The organism is Nocardioides sp. QY071, assembly GCF_029961765.1.
Taxonomy (GTDB): Bacteria; Actinomycetota; Actinomycetes; order Propionibacteriales; family Nocardioidaceae; genus Nocardioides.
This window is the reverse complement of record NZ_CP124681.1, coordinates 3096440-3120458: the sequence shown is the minus strand read 5'-3', so window position 1 is coordinate 3120458 and position 24019 is coordinate 3096440. Positions and strand designations below refer to the sequence as shown.

Below are 24019 nucleotides of genomic sequence, written 5' to 3'. Positions count from 1 at the left end.
ACGCCGGTCAGTAGCCGACCAGCTTGGGTTGGGCCTCGATCGCGCGCAGCGGTTGGGTGGGCCCGTCGATGGTGACGGTGCCGGGGATGGTCTGCCAGGGTCCGGCGCCGATCTTGTAGCGGCCGGTGTAGGTGGTGGAGAGGCTGGGGCGGTAGTCGCCCTTGCGGAGGTATTCGTGGGTGATGGTGAGGGCGGGGTAGGCGGCGCCGGGTTCGGTGGTGCTGGTGGTCTGGCCGTCGCCGAAGTGCCAGGTGTAGGTGGCGGGGGTGGCTTCGAGGGTGACGGGTTGGTCGAGGAGGGTGACGGTCAGGGTCGTCGGGGTGGTTGTGGTCGTGTAGAAGTTGGTCTTGAAGTTGACCAGGGTGAGGCCGTCGGGTGGTTGGATGACGAGGGTGCCGGGGTCGAGCTTGAGCTCGGCGAAGGCTTTCTGGACGTCGGCGGTGGTGAGCGTGGGCTGCGCTTCGGCGCCGCACACAGCTGCGCCGGTCTCGCCGCCGGATTGAGCAGCCACGACTTGCTCTGCTCCTACGCACGCGTGCTCACCCACGGTGATGTGCGGCTCATCGGTGGCGGTGTTGACCTGATGTGCCGGGTGGCCTCCACCGCTCGCCTGAGACTCGTCGACTTCCTGAGCCCAGAACGACTCGTCCGAGGTCCCCGACGAGTCGCCGTCGTCCGCATGGGCCACTGACCCGAGGCTCGCGAGCGCTACGCTCAGCACTAGGACCGGGACTCTCACTTCAGCTCCATGACGTCCAGGCGCCAATGGGAGTTGTCTGCCCAAAGGGCGTACAGGTTCCATTTGTCGGACCCGGACGTGCGCGGGTCCTGGGTGCCGTCGCCAGCAACGATCGTCTGTGCGTCGTGGTCGACCCGGGCGTCGCCTTGGAACGCGTAGATGCCGGATGCCGACGTCACCTCGGTCAGGTTCAGGTGCGCGATCCGATTGGTTCCACCGACGATCGACCCGCCGGCCTTGTAGTGCTTCTCGATTCCGCGTATTCCGGCCATGCAGCCCTCGCAGGTCGATGCTGACACCGACCTGAGTGCCTTCACATCCCCCGTCGCCTGGGCGTAGTTGATCAGCTCCCAGTAGTACCCGATGAACGCCCGAGCCCCGGCCTCACTCGCCTCGGCCGCCGCAGCCGGCAAGTCCGGCTCGACCGGGTCGGGCGCGGCGGAGGTGGGTGTCTCCATCTTCCCCGTCGGGCTCCAGGTCGAGGTCGGGTCCCGTGGGGACGGGCCGTCGTCGGAGCACCCAGCCACGAGCAGCAGCACGGCAGCTGCGGCGGCGGCGGCGGCGCGGAGCGTCGTACCCATGGGTCCTCCCGAGAATTGCAGCGCCCGGACCGGGGACGCGTTCGTGACGCTATCCCGATCCGGGCGGCAGGCGCCACCAACAGGCGGCGAGCTGTGGAAAGCCCCGAAGGGCGTCCACTCAGGTGGTCACCAGGTGCGCGCCCAGACGGTGTACTCGGCGGCGCGGAGCCGGTCGAGGGCGGCGCTGGAGAGTGGCTCGGCGGCGTCGATGACGACGTAGCCGAGGCCGTCCTTGGTGGAGAGGAGCTGGTCGACGACGTTGTCGCCGGCCTCGGCGAAGGTGGCGTTGAGGTCGGCGAGGACACCGGGGACGTTGCGGTGCAGCAGGCCCAGGCGCCGGCCGGCGGGCAGCTCGGGCGGCTGGACGGCGGGCAGGTTCACCGACAGGGCGGTGCTGCCCTCGAGGGCGAAGCGGGCGAGCTTCTCGGCGACGAACCAGCCGATCTCCTCCTGCGCCTCCTGCGTGGAGCCACCGATGTGGGGCGTCAGGATGACGTTGTCGAGCCCGCGCAGCACCGAGTCGAACGGGTCGCCCTGGGCCTTCGGCTCGGCGGGGAAGACGTCGACGGCGGCACCGGCGACATGGCCCGACTCCAGGCAGTCACGCAGGGCCTCGTAGTCGACGACCATGCCGCGCGAGGCGTTGATGAACAGCGCCCGCGGCTTCATCTGGGCGAACTCGGCGGCACCGAAGAAGCCGGCGTTGCCGGGGCGCCCGTCGACGTGGAGGCTCACGACGTCGGAGATCTCGAGCAGCTCGCGCAGCGAGCGAACGCGGCGGGCGGTGCCGTGGGCCGGGCGGTCGGCGGTGTCGTAGAACACGACGTTGAAGCCGAGGGCCTCGGCGACGGTGGAGAGCTGCGTGCCGATGTTGCCGTAGCCGACGATGCCGAGCGTCCGCCCGCGCACCTCGTGGCTGCCCTTGGCCGACTTGTCCCACACGCCCTCGTGCATGCGCTGGGTCTTCTCGGGCAGGCGGCGGGCGAGCGCGATGATCTCGGCGATGACCAGCTCGACGACGCTGCGCGTGTTGGAGTACGGCGCGTTGAACACCCCGATGCCCGTGGCGGCGGCGGTCTTGAGGTCCACCTGGTTGGTGCCGATGCAGAAGCAGCCGACGGCGACGAGGTCGGACGCGGACTCGAGGACCTTGGTGGTCACGTTGGTGTTGGACCGTACGCCGAGCAGGTGGACGCCGGGGAGGGCGGCGATCAGCTCGTCCTCGGACAGGGAGCCCGCACGCAGCTCCACGTCGTAGCCGCGGGCCTCCAGGGTCTCGACGGCGGCCGGGTGGATGTTCTCGAGGAGTAGGGCCTTCACATCGGAATCCTACCGGCGCGGCGGCCCCGACCCCGCGTCAGGCCGCTGCTGTGGACACCCGCGAAAAGTCGCGATCAGGCCGGTGAGTTCCACCGTCGCCGCGAGTACGTACTCCAGAGGTACCGGCCCCGCGATCATGCCCGGCTCCCTGCGTGCTGGCCGGGCGGCCGTCTGCGACGCCATGGCGGCGGGCTTCGCCGGTCCGCTCAGAGGCAGCACCGCCGTCGACACCCGGGTCAGCCTGCGCTTCCTCGGCGCCGACGCGGTGATCGCCCGCAGCGAGGCGGGGATCCTGCTCGCCGGCGAGACCGGGCGCCCGCTGCCGTCCGGGCTGGTCCCGGAGACGGACCCGCGCAGCCCGTTCGAGATGGGGGAGGTGCCGTGGTTGCAACCGCTGCCGGATGCCCGGGTGCGGACCGCGCCCGGGAGCCGGACGCGGCCGACGTGATCATGGAGATGCCGCCGATGACCAACTGGTTCACCTGGCCGGAGAGCTACGGCGTGTTCATGGACTGGGTGTTCGCGGCCAACGGCACGCACTGGCGCACCGTCCCGGTCCGCGCCAACGGCCAGGCCGGCTTCGCGGCGTACGTGCTCCGTGACGGCCACGGTCTTCAGCGACGAGCAGGTGCTCGACGCCTTCGACCTGCCGCCGCGGCTCCCCGACCGAGATGGCGGAACCGCCCCGCACCGACACAGCGGTGAGGGGCGGTTCCGGAGCTGAACCTCGTGACTGACTCAGCTCCAGTCGACGCTGTAGTAGCGCGTCTCCTGGTACTCGCGGATGCCCTCGTGGGCGCCCTCGCGGCCGATGCCGCTCTGCTTGACCCCGCCGAACGGCGCGGAGGGGTCGGACACGATGCCGCGGTTGATGCCGACCATGCCGGCGTCGATCCGCTCGCCGAGGCGCAGCGCGTCCTGGAGCCGGCCGGCGAAGACGTACGCCGCGAGGCCGAACTCGGTGTCGTTGACCGACGCGAGCAGCTCGGCCTCGTCGGTCCAGGTGACGACCGGCGCGACCGGGCCGAAGATCTCCTCGGACAGGATCGGCGCACCGACGGGTACGTCGACCAGGATCGTCGGCGGGAAGAACCACCCCTCGGCCGGGACGGTGCCCTGCACGGCCACCTTCGCGCCGTCCGCGACAGCGGCGTCGACCAGCTTGGTGATGCCGGTGAGCGCCTTCTCGCTGATGACCGGGCCGATCTGGTTGGCCTCGTCCGCGGACGGGCCGACCTTGAGCGCGGCGACGGCAGCCGAGAACTTCTCGACGAACTCGGTGGCAACGTCGGCGTGCACGTAGAACCGGTTGGCGGCGGTGCAGGCCTGGCCGCCGCCGCGGAACTTCGCGATCATCGCGCCGGCGACGGCCGCGTCGATGTCCGCGTCGGCGGTGACGACGAACGGGGCGTTGCCGCCGAGCTCCATGCTGGAGTTGAGGACCCGGTCGGCGGCCTGGCGCAGCAGGGTGCGGCCGACGCCGGTGGAGCCGGTGAAGCTGACCTTGCGGACACGGGGGTCCTCGAGCCAGGCGGTCACGACGGCAGCGGCGTCGGTGGTCGGGACCACGTTGACGACGCCCTCGGGCACGCCGGCCTCGAGCAGGATCCTCGCCACGGCGAGCGCGGTCAGCGGGGTCTCCGCGGCAGGCTTGAGGACGACGGTGCAGCCGGCGGCCAGGGCGGGCGCGATCTTGCGGGTCGCCATCGCGGCCGGGAAGTTCCACGGCGTGATCAGCGCGGCCACGCCCACGGGGGCGTAGGTCACCAGGGTCTTGGCGTTGCCGGCCGGCGCGTCGCCGTACGTGCCCTCGCCACGGACGGCCTCCTCGCTGAACCAGCGGAAGAACTCGGCGGCGTAGGTGACCTCGGCACGCGCGTCGGTGACGGACTTGCCGTTCTCGGCGGCGATCAGGCCGGTGAGCAGGTCGGCGTCGCGGACCATCAGGTCGTAGCAGCGGCGCAGGATCTCGGCACGGACCCGGGCCGGCGTCGCGGCCCAGGCAGGGAACGCGGCGGCGGCCGCGTCGACCGCTGCGGTCGCGTCGGCGACGGTGCCATCGGCGACGGTGTCGATGACCGCGCCGGTGGCGGGGTCGTGGACCTCGAAGGTGTTCGTCATGGTGGTCTCCAGATCAGGGGTGCGGATCACGGGTAGAGGCCGCGCAGCTGGTGCGCCTGGGCGACGCGCTCGACGGCGAGGCAGGTCGCCGCGGTGCGCAGGGGTACGTCGAGGCGGGTGGCGGCGGCGTTGACCGACTCCCACGCGTCGAGCATGCGCTCGGCGAGGCGGGCCTCGACCTCGGTCTCGCTCCACCAGTACGCCTGGTTGGCCTGCACCCACTCGAAGTAGGACACGATCACGCCGCCGGCGTTCGCCAGGATGTCCGGTACGACGAGGCGGTCAGCCTGCTGCAGGATCCGGTCGGCCTCGGGCGTGGTGGGTCCGTTGGCGCCCTCCACGATCACCGCGGCGCGCACCCGGCCGGCGTTGTCGGCGCGGAGGACTCCTTCGACCGCGGCGGGGACGAGCAGGTCGACCTCGGCCTCGAGCACGTCGTCGTTGGTGATCGCCTCGGCGCCGGCGAAGCCGACGACCGAACCGGTGGCGTCGACGTGCGCCTCGAGGGCGACGATGTCGAGTCCGGTCGACGCGAACACCGCGCCGTACTGGTCGGACACCGCCAGCACCCGGGTGCCGGCCTCGGCGAGGAATCGGGCGGCGTACCGGCCCACCTTGCCGAAGCCCTGCACCGACGCCGTGGCTGCGTCCGGCGAGATGCCGCGCGAGCGCAGCGCCGCCAGGGCGACGTGGACGACACCGCGCGAGGTGGCGGTGGCGCGGCCACGCGAGCCGCCGAGGCTGATCGGCTTGCCGGTGGTGACGCCGAGGACGGTGTGGCCCTGCTGGACGGAGTAGGTGTCCATCAGCCAGGCCATGGTCTTCTCGTCGGTGCCGATGTCCGGCGCCGGGATGTCGCGCTCGGGGCCGATCAGCGGGCTGATCTCGCTGGTGTAGCGGCGGGTCACGCGCTCCAGCTCCGCATCGGAGTAGTTGCGCGGGTCGATCCGGACGCCGCCCTTCGCACCGCCGTACGGAACGTCGAGCAGGGCGCACTTCCAGGTCATCCACATCGCCAGCGCGCGGACCTCGTCGAGGTCGACGTCGGGGGAGTAGCGCAGGCCGCCCTTGGCCGGACCGCGGGAGAAGTTGTGCTGGACCCGGTGGCCGACGAACAGCTCGGTGGTGCCGTCGTCGCGGCGCAGCGGGATGCTGACGGTCACCTCGCGGCGCGGGGTGGCGAGCATCTGGTGCAGGCCCTCGTCGTACCCGAGCAGCGTGGTGGCCTCCCGCAGCTGCGTGCGGGCGTCATTCAGCGGCCCGGTCGCGGTGGCGACGGGCTCCTGGAGCGCGGTCATCAGTTCTCCTGGAAGACTTCCGTGAGGAGGTCGAGCGCCTCGTCGAGGAGGTGGTCGGGCATCGACAGCGGCGGGAGGAAGCGCAGCACGTTGCCGTAGGTGCCGCAGGTCAGCACGACCATGCCCTTGGCGTTGGCGGCGGCGGCGACCTTCTTGGTGAGGTCGGCGTCCGGGTCGGTGCTGCCGGGCTTGACCAGCTCGACGGCGATCATCGCGCCGCGGCCGCGGACCTCGCCGATGCGGGGGTCGTTCTCCTGCATCGCGGCGAGCCGCTCGGTCATGGTCTTGCCGATGGTGCGGGCGCGGTCGACCAGGCCTTCGGCCTCGATCGTCTCGAAGACGGCGAGCGCGGCGGCGCAGGCGAGCGGGTTGCCACCGTAGGTGCCACCGAGGCCGCCCGCGTGCGCGGCGTCCATGATCTCGGCGCGGCCGGTGACGGCGGCGAGCGGGAGGCCGCCGGCGATGCCCTTGGCGGTCACGATCAGGTCGGGCACGACGCCCTCGTGGTCGCAGGCGAACAGCTCGCCGGTGCGGGCGAAGCCGGTCTGCACCTCGTCGGCGACGAAGACGACGCCGTTCTCGCGGCACCAGGCCACCAGGGTCGGCAGGAAGCCCTCGGCCGGGACGATGAAGCCGCCCTCGCCCTGGATGGGCTCGATCACGACCGCGGCCAGGTTGCCCGCGCCGACCTGCTTCTCGATGACGTCGATCGCCCTGCGGGCCGCCTCGACGCCGTCGAGGCCGCCGTCGCGGAAGGGGTAGGACAGCGGGGCACGGTAGACCTCGGAGGCGAACGGGCCGAAGCCGCTCTTGTAGGGCATGCTCTTCGCCGTCATCGCCATGGTGAGGTTCGTGCGGCCGTGGTAGGCGTGGTCGAAGACCACGACGGCCTGCTTGCCGGTGGCCGAGCGGGCGATCTTGACGGCGTTCTCGACCGCCTCGGCGCCGGCGTTGAACAGCGCCGAGCGCTTCTCGTGGGTGCCGGGGGTGAGCTCGTTGAGCTTCTCGGCGACGGCCACGTAGCCCTCGTAGGGGGTGACCATGAAGCAGGTGTGGGTGAACTCGGCGACCTGCCGGGTCACGGCCTCGACCACGCGCGGCGAGCTGTTGCCGACGGTGGTGACGGCGATGCCGGAGCCGAGGTCGATCAGCTGGTTGCCGTCGGCGTCGACGAGGATGCCGCCACCGGCCGCGACGACCTGGACGGGCAGGCCGACGGCGACGCCGGAGGCGACCGCCTTCGCCTTGCGGGCCGCGAGCTCCTGCGAGCGCGGGCCGGGGATAGCGGTGACGAGGCGTCGCTCCTGGGTGATGCCAGGGCCGCCGGAGGTGTGCCCGGAGGTGGTGTCGGTCATGAGTACGACGGTAGGACCGCCCGGCCTGCCCGGCCATGCTCGATCTGCACAATCTTGCTCGAATGGTTGTGCAACAATGTCACCGTGGTGACGGTGGCCGACCTGGTGGCGATGCCCGGCCTGGGCCTGCGCCCGGCCGAGGGCGCCCCGGCGCTCGACGGGCCGGTCCTGCGCTGGGTCGCGACGAGCGAGCTGGCCGACCCGACGCCGTACCTCGAAGGTGGGGAGCTGCTGCTCACCACCGGCCTGGGCACCCGTGGGTGGAGCCGGGAGTGGGCGTCGTACGTCGACCGGCTGGCCGACGCCGGCGCCGCGGCTCTCGGCCTCGGCACCGGGCTCACCCACGACCGGCTGCCGCCGGCCCTCGTCGCCGCCTGCGCGGCGCGCGGGCTGGTGCTGCTGGAGGTCCCGCGGGCCACGCCCTTCGTCGCCGTCTCCCGCGCCGCGGCCGAGCTGCTCCAGGACCAGGAGGCGGCCACCACCCGCCTCGCGCTCGACCTGCAGCGCCGCCTCACCCGGGCCGCGCTCGGCCTCGACCTGCGCCCGCTCGTCGAGCGGCTGGCCCAGCTCCTCGACGCGAGCGTGGCGTTGGTGCAGCGCGACGGGGCACCGGCCGAGGGGCCGCTCGGCGCGCACCCCGAGACCCTCGACCTCGACCTGGTCCGGGGCGAGGTCGCCGGCATCAAGGGCCAGGGCCTGGGCGCCGTCTCCACGACCACGCGCGCCCGCGACACCACCGTCGTGCGCCCGATCGGCCTCGCCGGGCGGCCCGAGCTCTACCTCGCGGTCTGCCTCCCGGGCGGTCTGGCCGAGCCGCAGCGCTCCGCGGTCAGCACCGCGGCCGTGCTGCTCAGCCTGGCCGTGGAGCGCCGCGCCGAGCGCCGCGCCGCCGACCGCCGGCTGCGCGGGCGCGCCCTGGAGCTGCTCTGCGCCGGGGACCTGCGCTCGGCCGAGGTGCTGCTCGACGCCGCCGAGGGCGGCCGGTCGGTGCCCGAGCGGCTGCGCGTCGTACGGATGACCGGGCCCGAGGAGACGCTCGGCGACGTGCTCGAGCGCCTCGAGGACGACCTCGCCGACGAGGGCGTGCTGGCCGGCTTGCTCGACGGCGAGCTGGTGGCGGTCGCCGTGCCGTCGCGGATCGGGGCCGTCCTCGCCCGGGCCGGCGGACTGCGGGCCGGCGTCGGGCGGGCGGTGCCGGCACAGGACGGGCGCCGTGGCGCCGAGACCGCCGGCCACGCCCTCGACCGCACCACCGCGGCGAGCCCGGTCCGGCGCTGGGAGGAGGTCGCCGACGCCGGTCCGCTGGCGCTGGTGCCCGAGGCCCTCGGCCATGAGTACGCCGCCGCCTTCCTCGCGCCCCTCGACGACGAGCACCGCACCACGCTGGCCGCCTTCCTGCGCCACCACGGCTCCCGCGGCGCGGTCGCCGACGACCTCGGCGTGCACCGCAACACCGTGCGCAACCGGCTGGCCGAGATCGAGCGGCTGACCGGGCTCGACCTCGACGACCCCGCCGCCCGGGTGGGTGCGTGGCTGGCGCTCGAGCTCGCGGCAGGTCGGTGACCGGAGCCTTTGCTGGACAGCAGCCGAGGAGTCGGGTGACCATCCGGTCATGACACGCTCGGGTGTGCTGTGGAGTGCCGTGGCCGTGCTCGTGGTGGCCGTCCTGGGCGTCGCCGGCTGGCGGCTGTTCCGCGCCGACTCGTCGGACGTTGCCGAGGACCCGCCGCGGCGGCTGCAGACCGTCCCCGCCGGCGCGCCCATCACCTGGGACCACCTGAGCGTCGCGGCCGAGGACCGCCTCGTCGTCGGGTACGGCGGCAGCGCCTGTCAGGAGTCCAACGGCAACCTGGTAGAGGAGCACCCCGACCGCGTGGTCATCACCGCGTATGCACAGGACTCGGCGCAGATGTGCATCCTCGTGCTCGAACGCTATGAGATGACCGTCGAGCTGGCCGCGCCGCTGGGCGAGCGCGCGGTGTACGACGGTGCCTGCCTCTCCCAGACCGAGGATGTGGGAGCCGGAGCGGCCCCGGACCCGCGGTGCCTGCGCACTCCCGCCTGATCACGTCATCACGGGGCCCGCAGCTCGTTCCGCCGGACCTTGCCGGTGAGGGTGCGGGGCAGCTCGGCGAGGAAGGTGTAGTCCTTGGGCCGCTTCGGCGGTGCCAGGTGCTCGCGCGCGAACGCCCGGATCGCCTCCTCCGAGGGTCCGTCCGGGCCGGCCACCACCGCGGCGCAGACCCGCTGGCCCCACTGCGGGTCGTCGACGCCGTAGACCGCGATGTCGAGGACGCCGGGGCAGGTGCCGAGGACCTGCTCGACCTCGGTCGGGTAGACGTTGACGCCGCCGCTGATCACCAGGTCCTCGCGGCGGCCGTCGAGGTAGAGGTAGCCGTCTGCGTCGAGGCGGCCGAGGTCGCCGACGGTGAACGCCGGTCCGTCGGGGGTGTCGCGCCAGGCGGTGGCGGTCTTCTCGGGCGCGCCGAAGTAGGAGAAGCAGGCGTTCGGCGGGACGGCGCACCAGATCGTGCCGTCGGGGTCGGTCGTCAGGGTGCGGCCGGGTCGGGCGCGGCCGACGGTGCCGGGCCGCTCCAGCCACTCCTCGCTGCGACACGCCGTGAACTGCCCCTCCGTCGAGCCGTAGAACTCCCACGTCGAGCCCGGCGGGAAGGCGTCGATGATGCGGTGCTTGAGCTCGGTCGGGCAGGGTGCGCCGGCGTGCGCGACCAGTCGGTACGACGACAGGTCGGGCCTCCCGTGCTCGTCCCAGTACGCGAAGAGCCGCTGCAGGTGGGTCGGCACGCAGAACATCGTGGTCGGCCGCTCGGCCTCGATCGCCGCCGTCACCGCTGCCGGGTCGAACGGCCCGGGGATCACGATCCGGCCGCCCGCGAGGATCGTGCCCATCGCGAAGCGCAGCGGTGCGGAGTGGTAGAGCGGGCTCAGGACCAGGTTGACGTCGTCGGGGGAGAAGCCCCACAGGTCGCGCTCCTCGGCGACCAGTGCCGCCGCGTCGGGCGGCGACAGCAGCCCGGACCAGACTCCCTTCGGCACCCCGGTCGTGCCGCTGGTGCAGTGCATCGGCCGGCCCAGCGGGAGACCGGCGCCGGGGAGGGGCGCCACGAGGGCGGCCAGCTCGTCCGTCGTCCGTACGACGGCCGTCGGCGCCAGGCCTTCGAGGATCCGTGACTGCTCGGCGGGGGTGAGTCGCGGGTCCAGCGGGATCGGGAAGACGCCGGCGGTGAGCATCCGGAGCACCGCGTCGACGTACGCATGGGAACCGGGCACGAGCAGCGCGACCCGGTCGCCGGGGTGCAGGGTCGGCTGCGAGGTGGGCTCGTCCATCGGGCGCATCATCGCAGGTGCGTCGACGCCGACCGGACGGCGTATCAGGGACCTTGGCCCCGGGTGGTCGCCATTCGCCCGCGCCGCCCGCGGCGGTCGAGCAGGCTGGCGCGGTGGTGCGTGCTCTCCTGACCAGCCTGCTCGTGGCTGTCGTCGTCCTGCAGACGACCGGGTCGGGTGCCGCCGCGCCCTCGGGCTCGGCGGCGCGTCCCACGGTGAGCGTCTCGCCGTCGTCCCCCCGGGTCGGCGAGGCGGTCCGCCTGCGCACCCGACTGCCCGGCGACGGCCGGCGGCCGGTGCGCATCGAGGAGTCGGTCGCCGGCCGTTGGGTCCGCGTCGCGCGGACCCGCACCGACCGCCGCGGCGTCGCCCGGGCCGAGCTGGTCGCCACCGCGGGTCCGGTCCGGTACCGCTTCCGGGCGCCGGCACAACGATCCGGCGGGCGCCGGCTGCCGGCCGCGGTCAGCCGCGTCGTCACGGTCACCGGTACGACCACGCCCGCCCCCGAGCCGCTCCCGCCGCCGCCCGGCGTCACCGTCGCCGTCGAGGGGCGCACGATCACCGCCACGACGACCGGCCGGGCGGACCGGGTCCGCTTCCTCGTCGACGGCGTCGCGGTCGCCGAGGACCCCGTCCCGCCCTGGCAGGCCGACCTGACCGCCGCCTCCGGGACGCACGACGTCGTGGCCCGCGCGATCGGCCGCGGCGGGAGCACGCTGAGCGAGGCGGTGCTGGTCGACGTACCGGCGCCCGTCATCGGGGTCGACTCCGGCGTCGCCGACGGCTTCGCGATCGAGACAGTGCAGGGCGGGCTGTCCCTGCCGACCAGCGCCGCGGTGCTGCCGAGTGGCGCGGTGCTGGTGACGGAGAAGGCCGGCCTGGTGCAGGCGGTCGAGCCCACCGGCGAGGGCGGCTTCGCCCCGCCGCGCGAGGTGCTCGACCTGCGCGACCTGGTGCGCGACGAGGGCGACGCCGGCCTCACCGGCATCGCCGTCGACCCCGGCTTCACTGACAACGGCTACGTCTACCTCGCCCACGTGCTGGCCGACCCGGCCGACCCGGCCGACGGTACGGCGGACCGGCACAGCCAGCAGGTCGCGCGCTACACCTGGGACGGCGACGCGCTCGACCCGTCGTCCCGCACCGTCGTGCTCGGCAGCGTCACCGGTCCCGGCTGCTGGGCCGACGAGAACGTCCGCACCCCCGACTGCCTCCCGCTGCGCGGCGACGCCCACACCATCGGCGACCTCGGCTTCGACGCCGCGGGCCGGCTGCTGGTGGGGATCGGCGACGGCTCCCTCTACCTCACCTCCAACGGCGTGCGCGGTCGCCTCGAGACCCTGCGCGCCCAGGACCCGCAGGTGTTGGCCGGCAAGGTGCTCCGGATCGACCCGGCCACCGGCCGCGGCGTGCCCAGCAACCCCGCGTACACCGGCGACGGCTCCGACAACGCCTCGCGGGTGCTGGCGCTCGGGCTGCGCAACCCGTTCCGGTTCGGCCTCCAGGGCGACCTGCTGGTGATCGGCGAGGTCGGCGAGGGCAGCGCCGAGGAGGTCGACGTGGTCGACCTGGCCGCCTCCGCCGCCGCGCCGGCCAACTTCGGATGGCCCTGCCGGGAGGGCGCCGCCGCGACCGACCTCGGCGACGTCGACGACCCGGAGAGCCCGTGGCACGCGTGCGCGGCGGTCCGGGCCGACGGCGGGGCACGCGCGCCGTCGTACTCCTACCCGCACGCGACCGGCGGCGGCTCGGTCACCGGCGGCACGGTGCTGGCCGATCCGGCGTACCCGACCGGCACGCGTGGTCGCTACGTCTTCGGCGACTACGCCCAGAACCGGATCTGGACCGCCCACCTCGCCGTCGACGGCGACGTCACGGGTGTGGAGGTGCTCGCCGACACCACGGCGGCCGAGGGCCCGGTGAAGTTCCTGACCGGTCCGGACGGCCTGGTCTGGACGCTGTCGATCTACACCGGCAGCCTGCGCCGGATCCGCCCGACCGCCGCGGCGACGCCCGACCGGTGCCCCGAGGGCAGCTTCCGGCGTACCTTCCACGACCTCGACGGGGCCGACTCCGTGTTCGACCTGGACCTCGACCAGGTCGACCCCGCCTGGCGCTGGGTCTATCCCTACACCGCCGCGCAGCTGCCGGCCGAGCCGCTGGCCGAGGCGACCTGCGAGGCCGGGATCCGGCTCGAGCCGACGTCCGGCTCACCGTGGGCCGGCGCCGAGCACCCCGACGAGCGCGCCCACCCCGGCGACCGGTTCGGTACGGCGTGGCGCGGCCGGGTCGACCTCGCCGCCGGGACCTACCGGTTCTCGGTGCGCAGCGGCGAGTGGGTGCGGCTGTGGGTCGACGACCAGGTGGTCCACGACTTCTACGCCGGCAGCTTCTGGGCCGCCAGCCGCGACCACGACGTGGTGCTGGCCGACGGGCTGCACGCCGTCCGTGCCGAGCTGGTCCACGGCGACGTCGCGAACGCGTCGGCCGAAGTGACCTGGACCCGGACCGGCGGCCCTCCGGTCGTGGCGCTGGCTGCGCCCGCCAACGGCTACGTCGCCGCCACCGGCGAGGTGCCGTTCACGATCGCCGCCAGCGACCCCGACGACCCCCACGACCCCGACGGGACCGTGCTGGCCGACGGCGCCGAGCTCGCGGTCGACTTCCTGCACTACTCCGGCGGCACCTTCCACGCCCACCCCGTGCAGCGCGTCGACGGCGTGCTTGCCGGCACCGTCCAGGTCAGCGACCTGCACGCGCCCGGTGCCGGGGTCGTCCGGCTGCGGGCCACCGTCACCGACAGCAGCGGGATCCGGAGCACCAGCGCGCCCGTCTACGTCTGCTTCCCGGGCGCCGCGGTCGGGCCGTGCGCGCCGTAGCCGGATAGGGTCCGCGTGTGCGCGTCGGACTGACCGGGGGGATCGCCTCGGGGAAGAGCACTGTCTCGTCGATCCTGCGGGAGCTGGGTGCGGTCGTCATCGACGCCGACCAGATCGCGCGCGAGGTCGTCGCGAAGGGGACCCCCGGGCTCGCGGCCGTCGTCGAGGCGTTCGGGCCCGAGATGCTGACGGCCGACGGCGAGCTGGACCGGCCGCGGATGGGTGCGCTCGTCTTCGGCGACGAGTCCGCACGGCGCCGGCTCGAGGGGATCGTGCACCCCCTCGTCTTCGAGAGGTACGCCGAGCTCGAGACCGCCGCACCGGCCGATGCGATCGTCGTCCACGACATCCCGCTGCTGGTGGAGTCCGGCCGCGCGGAGGAGTTCGACGCCGTGATCGTCGTCGACGCCCCCGAGGACGTCCAGCTCGAGCGGATGGTGCGCGACCGCGGCTGGACCGAGGAGGACGGCCGCTCCCGGATCGCCGCCCAGGCGAGCCGCGAGCAGCGGCGGGCCGTGGCGACGTACCTCATCGAGAACACCGGCACCCGCGAGGACCTGCGCCGCGCGGTCGTCGACGTCTTCGACGCCCTCAGTCGACCCGCCTGAGGTCGGGGCGCGACCAGTACTGCACGACGGCCAGCACCCGCCGGTTGCTCGCCGGCTCCTCGGCGAGGCCGAGCTTGCGGAAGATGGAGCTGATCGCCGGCTCGACGGTCTTCACGCTCAGGCACAGCCGGTCGGCGATGGCGGCGTTCGAGAGCCCCTGGGCCATCAGCTCGAGCACGTCGTTCTCACGCGGCGACAGCTCGGGCAGCCGCCCGGCGGCCTGCTCGATCTCGACGACGTGGGCCAGGCTCATCCGGTCGAGCAGCCGGCCCGCGACGACCGGCACGGCGCCCAGCGCGATCAGCCCCGGTGTCGGCGTCCCGCCGACCACGAGCCCGGCCAGCAGCAGCACCGTCGCGACCGCCACGGTCGCGAGCAGCACGGTGAGCTGGCGCCGCACCGCGGAGTCGGAGACCCGCCAGCGCGCGGCCAGGCCGACGACCCACAGCCCCTGCAGCAGCAGGTAGGTGCCCGGGCCGAGGACGTCCCAGACCCGCTGCGCGACGTCGGGCCCCGGCAGGCGGAACGGGTACGGCGTGCCGACGGCCGCGTCGCCGTACTCCACCGGGTAGAGGGCGGACAGGGCCGCGCTCGTCAGCGCCAGCCCGACCGCGCCGACGGCGACCCGGCGCCAGGTGGGCGAGAGCGGCCGTCCCTCCGGGAAGCCGAGGACCACCCAGGTCGTGAGGCCGATGATGACCGCGGTCGGCCACACGCCCAGCCAGCCCCACCACGCGTCGGCCCGGTCGGTGGAGGCGAGCCCGACCTGCCGGCCGAGGTAGAGCACGGCGCTGGCCACCCCGACGGCCACGAACTGCCGGGCCACGGCGTGCCCGGGCCGCTTGGCCAGCGTCAGCGCGCCGACCAGGGTGAAGGTGGTGGCGAGGACGGCGTTGTGGAGGTTCGACACCCAGAGCCCACGCTGCGCGCCGAGGGCGACGAGGACGGCCACGACCCCGACGCCACCGAGCGTGACGACGACGTCGCCCCAGCGGACCTCGGGCTGTGCCACGGCGCCATGCTGGCACGACGGCCGGCCCCCCGGAGCGCGATCGGTACAGGGTTCTCCCTGGAGATCGCCGCCAGGGTCAGCCCCGGAGCCCGCAGCCGCCGACCGGGGGCAGCGTGCGGTCCATGACCCACACCACCCGACCTCCTCACGCCCTCGCGTTCCCGCTGCTCGCCGTCGGCGGCCTCGCCTTCATCGCGGGCGGGATGCTGCACCCCGGAGACAGCGGCTCCGGCACCAAGACCGAGCAGCTGCACGAGATGCTGGTCCAGTCCAGCTGGTACCCCGCGCACGCGCTGCTCCTGCTCGCCACGGTCGGCTTCGCGGCCGGCGCCCTCGCGCTGCGGCACGGCGCCACCGGAGTCGTCGGCGCGACCGCCCGGATCGCATCCGTGGTCGGCGTGGTCGCTGTGCTGGGCATGGCGATCCACCTGCTCGAGGCGCTCAACGCGGACGCGCTCGCCGACGGCCGGACCAATCTGTTCGCGCAGCTCCAGGTGGTCAACGAGACCGTCGTCGACTCCGCCTGGGGCCTCGCCTTCGCGGCGCTGGCCGTGGTCGGCGGCGTCACCCGCAGCATCGGGAACCCGGTGACCGCGGCGCTCGGCGCCGTCGGTGGCGGGGCCTTCACGCTCGCCTCGGCGACCATCGCCTTCACCGACACCTTCGACCCGCTGTTCCCGGTCAGCGCCCTGCTCGGGACCTGGGCGATCTGGATCGGCGTGGCCCGCGCGAGCGCGAAGGTGCCCGGACGCACGAGGACCTCCGTCCTCAGATGACGGAGGTCCCCGCGGAGCCGGGCAGCGGTCGGTTCAGGCGGCCATGTCGGGGTCGCCGAGGCGGCGCAGCTTCTGCAGCGCCTCACGCTCGAGCTGGCGCACCCGCTCGGCGGAGATGCCGTGCTTGACGCCGATGTCGGCGAGCTTGTGCTGGCGGCCGTCGACCAGGCCGTAGCGCTCGCGGATGATGTCGGCGGCCCGCGCGTCGAGCTGGTCGACCAGGGTGTTGAGCCGCTCGCGGGCCTCGACGTCGAGCACCGTCAGGTCGGGGCCGGGCGCGGTCTCCTGCGCCATCAGGTCACCGAGCGAGGTGTCGCCGTCCTCGTCGACCGGGGTGTCGAGGCTGACGTGCTCGCGGCCCCACGCCATCAGGTCGAGGACCCGGTCGACCTCGAGGCCGAGCTCGGCGGCGATCTCCGCCGGCTCGGGGTCGCGGCCCAGCTGGCGCTCGAGGGTACGGCGGGCGCCGCCGACCTGGTTGAGCTCCTCGACCACGTGCACGGGCAGCCGGACCACGCGGGCCTGCTGCGCGATGCCGCGGGTGATGGCCTGGCGGACCCACCAGGTGGCGTAGGTGGAGAACTTGTAGCCCTTGGCGTAGTCGAACTTCTCGACCGCGCGGATCAGGCCGGTGTTGCCCTCCTGGATCAGGTCGAGCATCGGCATCTGCGCCCGGCCGTACTTGCGGGCGATGGACACCACCAGGCGCAGGTTGGCGTTGATGAACTCCGTGACGGCCTTGCGGCCCTCCTCGGCGATCCACTCGAGCTCGGCCTCGGTGGCCTGCTTGGGGGCGCCGCCCTTGCGTCGGCCGATCCGGCCCTCGGCGAGCAGGTGCTCGGCGTACAGGCCGGCCTCGATCGCCTTGGCGAGCTCGACCTCCCGCGCCGCGTCGAGCAGGGGGGTGCGGGCGATCTCGTCGAGGTACAGCCCGACGCTGTCGCGCCCCTCGATCTCGCGTCCGGTGTTGCGCGTCCTCTTCACTGTCGCGGTCATCGTCGCTGCCATGGCGTCCCTCCTTGCCCCGTGCGGCTGGAGCCCATCCGCACCTGTGGTTCCCAACACCGGCGAGGTACCCGGGATTCCCCGGAACCTTCGGTGTTGCTCTCACCGGCTTTGACGTCTGGGAATCCCCGGAAGTTGCCCCTGACGACGAATCTCAGGGAGTTCTCAATTTCGGGGGGTCAGCGCTCAGGAACGCGGCTCGGCGTCGGCGAGGCCGAGCCGGTCCAGGATCCAGGCCAGCGAGAACGCCCGGTCCTCCCACGCGCGGTAGCGCCCGGACACGCCGCCGTGCCCGGCCGCCATCTCGGTGCGCAGCAGCACGTCGGCCTGCGGCGCGCGCTCGCGCAGCCGCGCGACCCACTTGGCGGGCTCCACGTAGAGCACCCGGGTGTCGTTGAGCGACGTCTCGGCCAGGATCGGCGGGTAGGGGAGGTCGGCGACGTTCTCGTAGGGCGCGTAGCCGGCGATCCGCTCGTAGGCGACCGGGTCGTCGCTCGGGTTGCCCCACTCGTCGTACTCCGGGACGGTCAGCGGCAGCGTCGCGTCGAGCATGGTGGTGAGGGTGTCGACGAACGGCACGCCCGCCACGAAGCCGCCGAACGCCTCGGGCGCCTGGTTGGCGACTGCGCCGATGAGCAGCCCGCCGGCGCTCGCGCCCTCCGCGACGATGCGGTCCGGGGTGGTCCAGCCGGCCTCGACGAGGTGGCGGGCCGCGGCGATGAAGTCGTCGAAGGTGTGCTGCTTGTGCTCGAGCTTGCCGTCGTCGTACCAGTGACGGCCCATCTCGCCGCCCCCGCGCACGTGGGCGATCGCGAACGCCGCGCCGCGGTCGAGCAGGGAGAGCCGGGCGACCGCGAAGTAGGGGTCGATCGAGGCCTCGTAGGCGCCGTAGCCGTAGAGGTGGACGGGGACCCGGTCGGTTCCGTCGGGGCCGCGCACGCCCTTGCGGACCACCAGCGAGATCGGCACCTGGACGCCGTCGACCGAGGTCGCCCACAGGCGGTGCTCCTCGTAGTCGTCGGCGTCGTAGCCGCCCAGCACCGGTGCCTGCTTGCGCAGCACCAGCTCGCCGGTGCGCAGGTCGTGGTCGTAGACCGCCGAGGGGCGCGCGAGGCTGGTCATCCCGACCCGGATGGTCGGCTGCTCGAACGCGGGGTTGCTGCCCGCGCCGACCGTCGCCAGCTCGCCGGGGAACTCGACGAACCGGTCGCCGGTCACCGGGCTCTGCGGGTCGTCGCCGAGGTCGAGGACGCGGACCTGGCTGCTGCCCCCGCTGCGCTGCTGGACGACGAGGTGGCCCTCGAACGCGTCGACGTCCTCGAGCCGCACCGCGAGGTCGTGGGGGAGCAGCGGCTGCCACTCCTCCGGGGGAGTCGGTACGGCGGGGGCGTGGCCCAGCTCGAACTCCGGCCCGGTCGCGTTGTGCAGCACCAGGAACCGGTCCTGGCCGCCCACGACCGCGTGTTCGAGGGAGTACTCGACGCCGTCGGTGCGCTCGGCGAAGCAGACCGGCTGCGCCTGCGGGTCGGCCGCGTCGAGGACGTGGAACTCGGAGGTCGTCTTCGAGCTGGCCGCGATCATCACGTAGCGCCGGCTGCGGGTGCGCCCGACACCGACGAAGTAGCGGCCGTCGGGCTCGTGGAACACCAGCTCGTCATCGGCCTGGGCGGTGCCGAGGCGGTGCCGCCAGACCTTGTCGGGACGCCAGGCCTCGTCGACGGTCGTGTAGTAGAAGTGGTCCGGAGAGCCGCCCCAGGTCACGCCGCCGAGGACGTCGGTGAGCACGTCGTCGTGCAGCGCACGGGTGGCCAGGTCGAGCACGCGGACGGTGTAGCGCTCGTCGCCGACCACGTCGACGGCGTACGCGAGGAGCTGGTCGTCGGGGCTGACCGAGGAGCCGCCCAGGCTGAAGAAGTCGTGACCCTCGGCGAGCGCGTCGAGGTCGAGCAGCACCTCCTCGCCGGGCAGCGCCGGCTCGTCGGGACGCGCGTCGGCGGCGGGCTGCGGGGGAGTCCAGTCGTCCGGGTCGCTGACCGGGACGCGGCAGCTGGCGCCGTACTGGCGGCCCTCGAAGGAGCGGCCGTAGTACCAGAACCCGCGCACGCGGGTCGGCACCGACAGGTCGGTCTCGAGGGTGCGGGCCTTGATCTCCTCGAAGATCCGCCCGCGCAGGTCGGCGAGGTGCGCGGTGCGCTCCTGGGTGTACGCGTTCTCGGCCTCGAGGTGCGCGATGACCGCCGGGTCCTCCTTGTCGCGCAGCCACTCGTACTCGTCGGTGCGGGTGTGGCCGTGGTTCGTCGTGGTGACCGGGTGGCGCGGGGCGCTCGGCGGGACGGGCATGCCGGGAACGCTACTGCCAGCGTGTCAACGCCGGGTCGTCGGCAGGGAACGAGCGGACCGGTCCCGGCGGCGTCTCGGCGGTCTCGAAGCGCACCGTGACCACCCCCTTGCCCGATCCCCACACCCAGCCCCGGCCGTGCTCGGCGTGCACGACGTCGATTCCGGGGGCCCAGCTCTGCGGACCGGCGTTGCGCCACCGGGCGCCGGCCTGGTCGGGCTCGGCGGACTCCTCCTCTTCCTGGTCGTCGTCCGTCTCGGACTCGGTGGCGAACAGGTCCTCCTGGATCCAGTCGGCCAGGCCGGAGACGCCGACGCCGAGCAGGCGTACGCCGCCGGAGGTGTCGAGATCCTCGAGCAGGGTCCGAGCCAGGCGGGCGACGGTCGCGGGGGAGTCGGTCGGGGCGGGGAGGGTGGAGGAGCGGCTCAGTGTGGTGAAGTCGTAGAGGCGGACCTTGATCGTGACCGTGCGACCCGACAGCCCGCTCTTCCGCAGCCGCTTGGCGACCTCTCCCGCCTGGCGGGTGACGATCGCGCTCATCTGCTGGCGGTCGGTGAGGTCGGTCTCGTAGGTGCCCTCGACGCTGACCGACTTCGTCTCGCGGTCCGGTACGACGGCCCGGTCGTCCTCGGCACGGGCCAGGTGGAACAGGCCCTGCCCCTGGGCCTTGCCCACGAGCCGGACCAGCTCGTCCAGGCTGACCCGCTCCAGCTCGGCGACGGTGTGCACGCCCGCCCGGCGCAGCCGCTCGACCGTCGCCGGCCCGACCCCCGGGATCACCGAGACGTGCAGCGGGCGCAGCAGGTCCAGCTCGGTGCCGGGCTCGATGACGACCAGCCCGTCCGGCTTGCGCAGGTCGCTGGCGATCTTGGCGAGGAACTTCGACGAGGCGACGCCCACCGACGCGGTCAACCCGCCGGTCACCTCGCGGACGCGCTGCCGCAGCTCCTCGGCGAGCGCGGTCACCGTCGGCACCTCGAGGTCGGCCAGGCCGGCCTCGGCCAGGTCGACGAACGCCTCGTCCAGCGAGAGCGGCTCGACCAGCGGCGAGCAGTCACGCAGGACCGCCATCACCGCGGCACTGGTGGAGCGGTAGGCCTCGAACCGGCCGGAGAGGTACGCCGCGTGCGGGCACCGAGCGCGCGCCTCCCGGGTCGACATGGCCGAGCGGACGCCGTACGCCCGGGCCTCGTAGGACGCCGTCGACACCACTCCGCGCCCGCCGGTCCCGCCGACGACGACCGGCTTGCCGCGCAGCGAGGGCTTGTCGCGCTGTTCCACCGCCGCGAAGAACGCGTCGAGGTCCAGGTGGAGGACCGAGGCGTGGGGGCGCACTAGTGGACACGCCCGGGCGCTCGGCGGGGGCGTCCCGTGCGCCGGGTGCGTGCATGGCAAGGCGGCGGAGCGAAGCCGTACTGGGTCGTCCATCGAGCGACGCCAACGCAGCCAGGTGCGTGCCCGGAGTGCGGGACGCACGGCGAGCGCTCGGGGGTGGCCACTAGGTCACGTTAGTGCGCAGTGCTGATAGCCGGGTCCCTCGGCTCTCCACAGCCGGCGTGCCGACGGTCGTCCTCCACAGCCCGTCCCTGCCGTTCGGGCTCGCGTCGGACCTCCCGGCGACCGTCGTCGTCATGACCACGACCCCTCGCCCCATCACCTCTCTCACCGTCCGCGGCCACGCCGACCTGCTCGCCGCCGCTCCCGTCCTGCTCGGCTTCTGGCCCGAGGAGTCCGTGGTGCTGATGACCTTCGGTGCCCACCATCCCTTCCACGCACGCGTCGACCTGCCGCCGCTCGCCGCGCAACGGCCTGCCGTGCGCCGCGAGCTCGCCGAGGTGCTCCTCGAGCCCGCGCTGCGCCACGGCGCCAGCCACGTCGTGCTCCTCTACTACACCGACGAGCCCGCGGCGGCGCAGGCCGTGCACCGCTCGCTGCGCCGGACCTGCCGGCGCACCGGCCTGGTCGTCATCGCCGCGCTCGTCGCCGACCGCACCCACCTGCGCGACCTGAGCGCCCCCGACCCCGACGAACGGCGCCGACGGCATCCCTACGACGTCAGCGCCCATCCGTTCGTGCTCGAGGCACTGGTGTCGGGGCGGCTCGCCCACCGCTCCCGGGCCGACCTGGTCGCCTCGCTCGACCCCGACCGGGCGGCGGCCGCCGCGGTGAGCACGGCGCTCGTGGCCGGCCGCTACGCCGACGCGGGTGTGCCGACGAGTGGCCGTGCGATCCGTGCCGCCGGCGAGTGGGTGCACCACGCGGTCCACGACCTGGTCGCCGACGACGCCCTTCCCGACGACACCGACCTGGCCCGCCTGCTGTGGGTGATGCAGGCCACCCGGGTGCGCGACGCTGCCTGGGCCCACCTCGGCCGTCGCACCGCCGAGGGCCACGTCCGGCTGTGGACCGATGCCGTGCGCCGCGCGCCCGACCCCCTGGTGGCCGCCCCGGCCGCGCTGCTCGGCTGGGCGGCCTGGCAGGCCGGCGACGGCGCCCTCGCCTGGGTCGCGGTCGACCGGTGCCTGCGGGCCGAGCCGGGCTACCGGATGGCCGAGCAGCTGGGCTCGATCCTCCAGGGCGCCGTGCCGCCGCAGAGCTGGGAAGGAGGATTCGCATGGGACGAGGGGCTGCCGGACGCTGGATGAGTTATCTAAGGTCGGTGCATGGGAGACGACGTCGCGGCCCAGCAGTTCACCCCCGCCGACCGGACCCGCTACCGGGAGAAGGTCCGGCGCTGTCTCGACGTGTTCGAGCGGATGCTGCGCGAGTCGGCCTTCGACACCGACGATCCGTGGACCGGCGTCGAGGTCGAGCTCAACCTGGTCGACGATGCCGGGGACCCGGCGCTGCGCAACGCCGAGGTGCTCGAGGCGATCGAGGACCCCGACTTCCAGACCGAGCTCGGCCAGTTCAACATCGAGCTCAACCTGGCGCCGGGACCGCTGGCCGGCGGCGGTCTGGAGGGCTACGAGAAGCAGCTGCGGGCCAGCCTCAACCACGCCGAGGAGCGGGCGGCGCCGCTCGGGGCCCACCTGGTGATGATCGGGATCCTGCCGACACTCGCGCCCGAGCACCTGCGGGCCGAGGTGATCAGCGCCAACCCGCGCTACCGCCTGCTGAGCGAGCAGATCCTGCGCGCCCGCGGCGAGGACATCCTCATCGACATCCGCGGCGTCGAGCGACTCCACACCACGGTCGACACGATCATGCCGGAGGCGGCGTGCACCAGCACCCAGTTCCACGTGCAGGTGAGCCCGGACCAGTTCGCGTCGTACTGGAACGCGTCCCAGGCCATCGCCGGCATCCAGCTCGCGGTGGCGGCCAACTCGCCGTACCTGCTCGGCAAGCAGCTGTGGTCCGAGACCCGGATCCCGCTGTTCGAGCAGGCCACCGACACCCGCGGCGAGGAGCTGAAGGTGCAGGGCGTGCGGCCGCGGGTGTGGTTCGGCGAGCGCTGGATCACCTCCGTGTTCGACCTGTTCGAGGAGAACGTCCGCTACTTCCCGCCGCTGCTGCCCGTGATCGACGAGGAGGACCCGCTCACCGTCCTGGAGGCGGGCGGCACGCCGAACCTGTCCGAGCTGCGGCTGCACAACGGGACCATCTACCGCTGGAACCGCCCGGTCTACGACATCACCGGCGGCCTGCCCCACCTGCGCGTCGAGAACCGGATCCTCGCGGCGGGCCCGACGGTCGTCGACACGGTCGCCAACGCGGCGTTCTACTTCGGACTGGTCCGCGCGCTCGCCGACAACGACCGGCCGCTGTGGTCGCAGATGTCGTTCAGCGCGGCGGAGGAGAACTTCCACAGCGCGGCGCGCCACGGCATCGACGCGGAGGTCTACTGGCCCCAGCTGGGCCGGGTCCGGGCGACCGAGCTGGTCGTACGCCGCCTGCTGCCCCTGGCCCACGAGGGCCTGGCCGCCTGGGGCGTCTCGTCAGAGGAGGCCCACCGCTACCTCGACGTGATCGAGCAGCGCTGCCTGGCCGGCACCAACGCCTCGGACTGGTTCACCCGGCGGGTGCAGGAGCGTGACGACGCCGACCGCTACGACGCGCTGCGGGCCGTGCTGGCCGAGTACCGGCAGCGGATGCACGACAACGAGCCGGTGCACACCTGGGCCTAGGTCTCCGGGGCCCGGGCCTCCTCGGGGCGCGGCCGCCGCAACCGGGTCCACCGCCGGCCCACGCCCGAGCGCGGGTCGCGCCACGACCTGCGGGTGACGACGACCAGGTCCAGCCGGACGCCGAGCTCGGGCCCCGCGCAGCCGACGGCGGCCGCCCAGGCCAGGTCCTCGACGTCGTGGCCGTCCGGGGTCCGGGTGAGCCAGACGAGCGGGACGACGTCGCGCTCGAGGTGGTCGCGGCACATCGCCTCGAGCACCTCGGTGCGCAACGTGAGGTCGAGCCGCTGGCCGGCGACGATCTCGAAGGCGCGGACCTCGGCGCCGGGGATGCCGACGTGGAGCGTGGGCGGCAGCTGGCAGCGGCCCTCGGCCTCGGCGTGCTCGCGCACCGCCCGCAGGAGCACGCGCTCGAGCAGGGTCGGGACCGGCTCCTGGATCATGCGGGGGAGCCTGCCTGATCGGCGCCGGTCGCGGGAGCGTCCTCCACAGGCCCGGCCCGCCCCCTCCTAGGC

21 protein-coding genes are annotated in these 24019 nt (G+C 73.6%); 9 read left to right on the top strand and 12 right to left on the bottom strand.

Annotation, left to right across the window (positions count from 1 at the left end):
* Positions 1 to 7 precede the first annotated feature (7 nt).
* From QI633_RS15080 to serA, 3 genes are all read right to left on the bottom strand, one after another.
* Complete coding sequence (locus tag QI633_RS15080; RefSeq protein ID WP_282426247.1) at positions 8 to 511, bottom strand: PKD domain-containing protein; 504 nt, start codon at positions 509 to 511, stop codon at positions 8 to 10.
* A 224-nt stretch (positions 512 to 735) separates the two neighbouring features.
* Positions 736 to 1320 (bottom strand): DUF6318 family protein, encoded by a 585-nt coding sequence (locus QI633_RS15075; protein WP_282426246.1) that lies wholly within the window; start codon positions 1318 to 1320, stop codon positions 736 to 738.
* A gap of 126 nt (positions 1321 to 1446) precedes the next feature.
* Positions 1447 to 2640, bottom strand: a complete 1194-nt coding sequence (gene serA, locus QI633_RS15070; protein WP_282426245.1) for a phosphoglycerate dehydrogenase — start codon at positions 2638 to 2640, stop codon at positions 1447 to 1449.
* A gap of 82 nt (positions 2641 to 2722) precedes the next feature.
* On the opposite strand from serA, the gene QI633_RS15065 reads away from it, so the two are divergent.
* Entirely contained in the window at positions 2723 to 3088 is a 366-nt protein-coding gene (locus QI633_RS15065) for a hypothetical protein (RefSeq protein WP_282426244.1), read from the top strand.
* 17 nt (positions 3089 to 3105) lie between these two features.
* Positions 3106 to 3345 (top strand): hypothetical protein, encoded by a 240-nt coding sequence (locus QI633_RS15060; protein WP_282426243.1) that lies wholly within the window; start codon positions 3106 to 3108, stop codon positions 3343 to 3345.
* A 33-nt stretch (positions 3346 to 3378) separates the two neighbouring features.
* Here the strand turns inward: QI633_RS15060 and QI633_RS15055 are convergent, their stop codons facing one another.
* From QI633_RS15055 to gabT, 3 genes are read right to left on the bottom strand one after another with little or no spacing between them, the layout of a single operon-like run.
* Positions 3379 to 4761 carry an NAD-dependent succinate-semialdehyde dehydrogenase gene (locus tag QI633_RS15055; RefSeq protein ID WP_282426242.1) on the bottom strand — a complete coding sequence of 461 codons (1383 nt, stop codon included), beginning with the start codon at positions 4759 to 4761 and terminating at the stop codon, positions 3379 to 3381.
* Between the two features lie 26 nt (positions 4762 to 4787).
* Positions 4788 to 6059: a Glu/Leu/Phe/Val dehydrogenase gene (locus QI633_RS15050; protein WP_141798455.1), complete on the bottom strand. Its 1272-nt coding sequence runs from the start codon at positions 6057 to 6059 to the stop codon at positions 4788 to 4790.
* Positions 6059 to 7414: a 4-aminobutyrate--2-oxoglutarate transaminase gene (gabT, locus tag QI633_RS15045; protein ID WP_141798456.1), complete on the bottom strand. Its 1356-nt coding sequence runs from the start codon at positions 7412 to 7414 to the stop codon at positions 6059 to 6061. The genes QI633_RS15050 and gabT overlap by 1 nt, the downstream gene beginning before the upstream one ends.
* Positions 7415 to 7498: 84 nt before the next feature.
* On the opposite strand from gabT, the gene QI633_RS15040 reads away from it, so the two are divergent.
* Both QI633_RS15040 and QI633_RS15035 read left to right on the top strand, forming a co-directional pair.
* Complete coding sequence (locus tag QI633_RS15040; protein WP_282426241.1) at positions 7499 to 8977, top strand: PucR family transcriptional regulator; 1479 nt, start codon at positions 7499 to 7501, stop codon at positions 8975 to 8977.
* Positions 8978 to 9026: 49 nt separating this feature from the next.
* Positions 9027 to 9479, top strand: a complete 453-nt coding sequence (locus tag QI633_RS15035) for a hypothetical protein (protein ID WP_141798458.1) — start codon at positions 9027 to 9029, stop codon at positions 9477 to 9479.
* A gap of 8 nt (positions 9480 to 9487) precedes the next feature.
* Here QI633_RS15035 and QI633_RS15030 read toward each other — a convergent pair whose 3' ends face one another.
* The gene (locus QI633_RS15030; RefSeq protein WP_282426240.1) at positions 9488 to 10762 is read right to left on the bottom strand and encodes an AMP-binding protein; all 1275 of its coding nucleotides are present in this window, start codon (positions 10760 to 10762) and stop codon (positions 9488 to 9490) included.
* Positions 10763 to 10875: 113 nt separating this feature from the next.
* On the opposite strand from QI633_RS15030, the gene QI633_RS15025 reads away from it, so the two are divergent.
* Positions 10876 to 13641 carry a PQQ-dependent sugar dehydrogenase gene (locus QI633_RS15025; protein ID WP_282426239.1) on the top strand — a complete coding sequence of 922 codons (2766 nt, stop codon included), beginning with the start codon at positions 10876 to 10878 and terminating at the stop codon, positions 13639 to 13641.
* 17 nt (positions 13642 to 13658) lie between these two features.
* Positions 13659 to 14249 (top strand): dephospho-CoA kinase, encoded by a 591-nt coding sequence (coaE, locus tag QI633_RS15020; RefSeq protein WP_141798461.1) that lies wholly within the window; start codon positions 13659 to 13661, stop codon positions 14247 to 14249.
* Here coaE and QI633_RS15015 read toward each other — a convergent pair.
* The gene (locus QI633_RS15015; RefSeq protein WP_282426238.1) at positions 14233 to 15261 is read right to left on the bottom strand and encodes a helix-turn-helix transcriptional regulator; all 1029 of its coding nucleotides are present in this window, start codon (positions 15259 to 15261) and stop codon (positions 14233 to 14235) included. The genes coaE and QI633_RS15015 overlap by 17 nt on opposite strands.
* A gap of 122 nt (positions 15262 to 15383) precedes the next feature.
* Between QI633_RS15015 and QI633_RS15010 the strand changes: the two genes are divergently transcribed.
* Positions 15384 to 16037 carry a hypothetical protein gene (locus tag QI633_RS15010; protein WP_282426237.1) on the top strand — a complete coding sequence of 218 codons (654 nt, stop codon included), beginning with the start codon at positions 15384 to 15386 and terminating at the stop codon, positions 16035 to 16037.
* A 33-nt stretch (positions 16038 to 16070) separates the two neighbouring features.
* Here the strand turns inward: QI633_RS15010 and QI633_RS15005 are convergent, their stop codons facing one another.
* The 3 genes from QI633_RS15005 to QI633_RS14995 all read right to left on the bottom strand — a co-directional run bounded on the left by QI633_RS15005 (position 16071) and on the right by QI633_RS14995 (position 20715).
* Positions 16071 to 17045 (bottom strand): sigma-70 family RNA polymerase sigma factor, encoded by a 975-nt coding sequence (locus QI633_RS15005; protein ID WP_260805936.1) that lies wholly within the window; start codon positions 17043 to 17045, stop codon positions 16071 to 16073.
* Positions 17046 to 17228: 183 nt separating this feature from the next.
* Positions 17229 to 19382: a S9 family peptidase gene (locus tag QI633_RS15000; protein ID WP_282426236.1), complete on the bottom strand. Its 2154-nt coding sequence runs from the start codon at positions 19380 to 19382 to the stop codon at positions 17229 to 17231.
* 10 nt (positions 19383 to 19392) lie between these two features.
* The gene (locus QI633_RS14995) at positions 19393 to 20715 is read right to left on the bottom strand and encodes a DNA polymerase IV (RefSeq protein ID WP_282426235.1); all 1323 of its coding nucleotides are present in this window, start codon (positions 20713 to 20715) and stop codon (positions 19393 to 19395) included.
* Between the two features lie 296 nt (positions 20716 to 21011).
* Between QI633_RS14995 and QI633_RS14990 the strand changes: the two genes are divergently transcribed.
* A complete protein-coding gene (locus tag QI633_RS14990) occupies positions 21012 to 22025 on the top strand; it encodes a DUF4192 domain-containing protein (RefSeq protein WP_282426234.1) in 1014 nt (337 codons plus the stop codon).
* Between the two features lie 18 nt (positions 22026 to 22043).
* On the top strand, positions 22044 to 23507 hold the full coding sequence (locus tag QI633_RS14985; RefSeq protein ID WP_141798465.1) for a glutamate-cysteine ligase family protein: 1464 nt from the start codon (positions 22044 to 22046) through the stop codon (positions 23505 to 23507).
* Here QI633_RS14985 and QI633_RS14980 read toward each other — a convergent pair.
* Positions 23504 to 23947 (bottom strand): hypothetical protein, encoded by a 444-nt coding sequence (locus QI633_RS14980; protein ID WP_282426233.1) that lies wholly within the window; start codon positions 23945 to 23947, stop codon positions 23504 to 23506. The two genes, QI633_RS14985 and QI633_RS14980, sit on opposite strands and share 4 nt — an antisense overlap.
* Positions 23948 to 24019 lie beyond the last annotated feature (72 nt).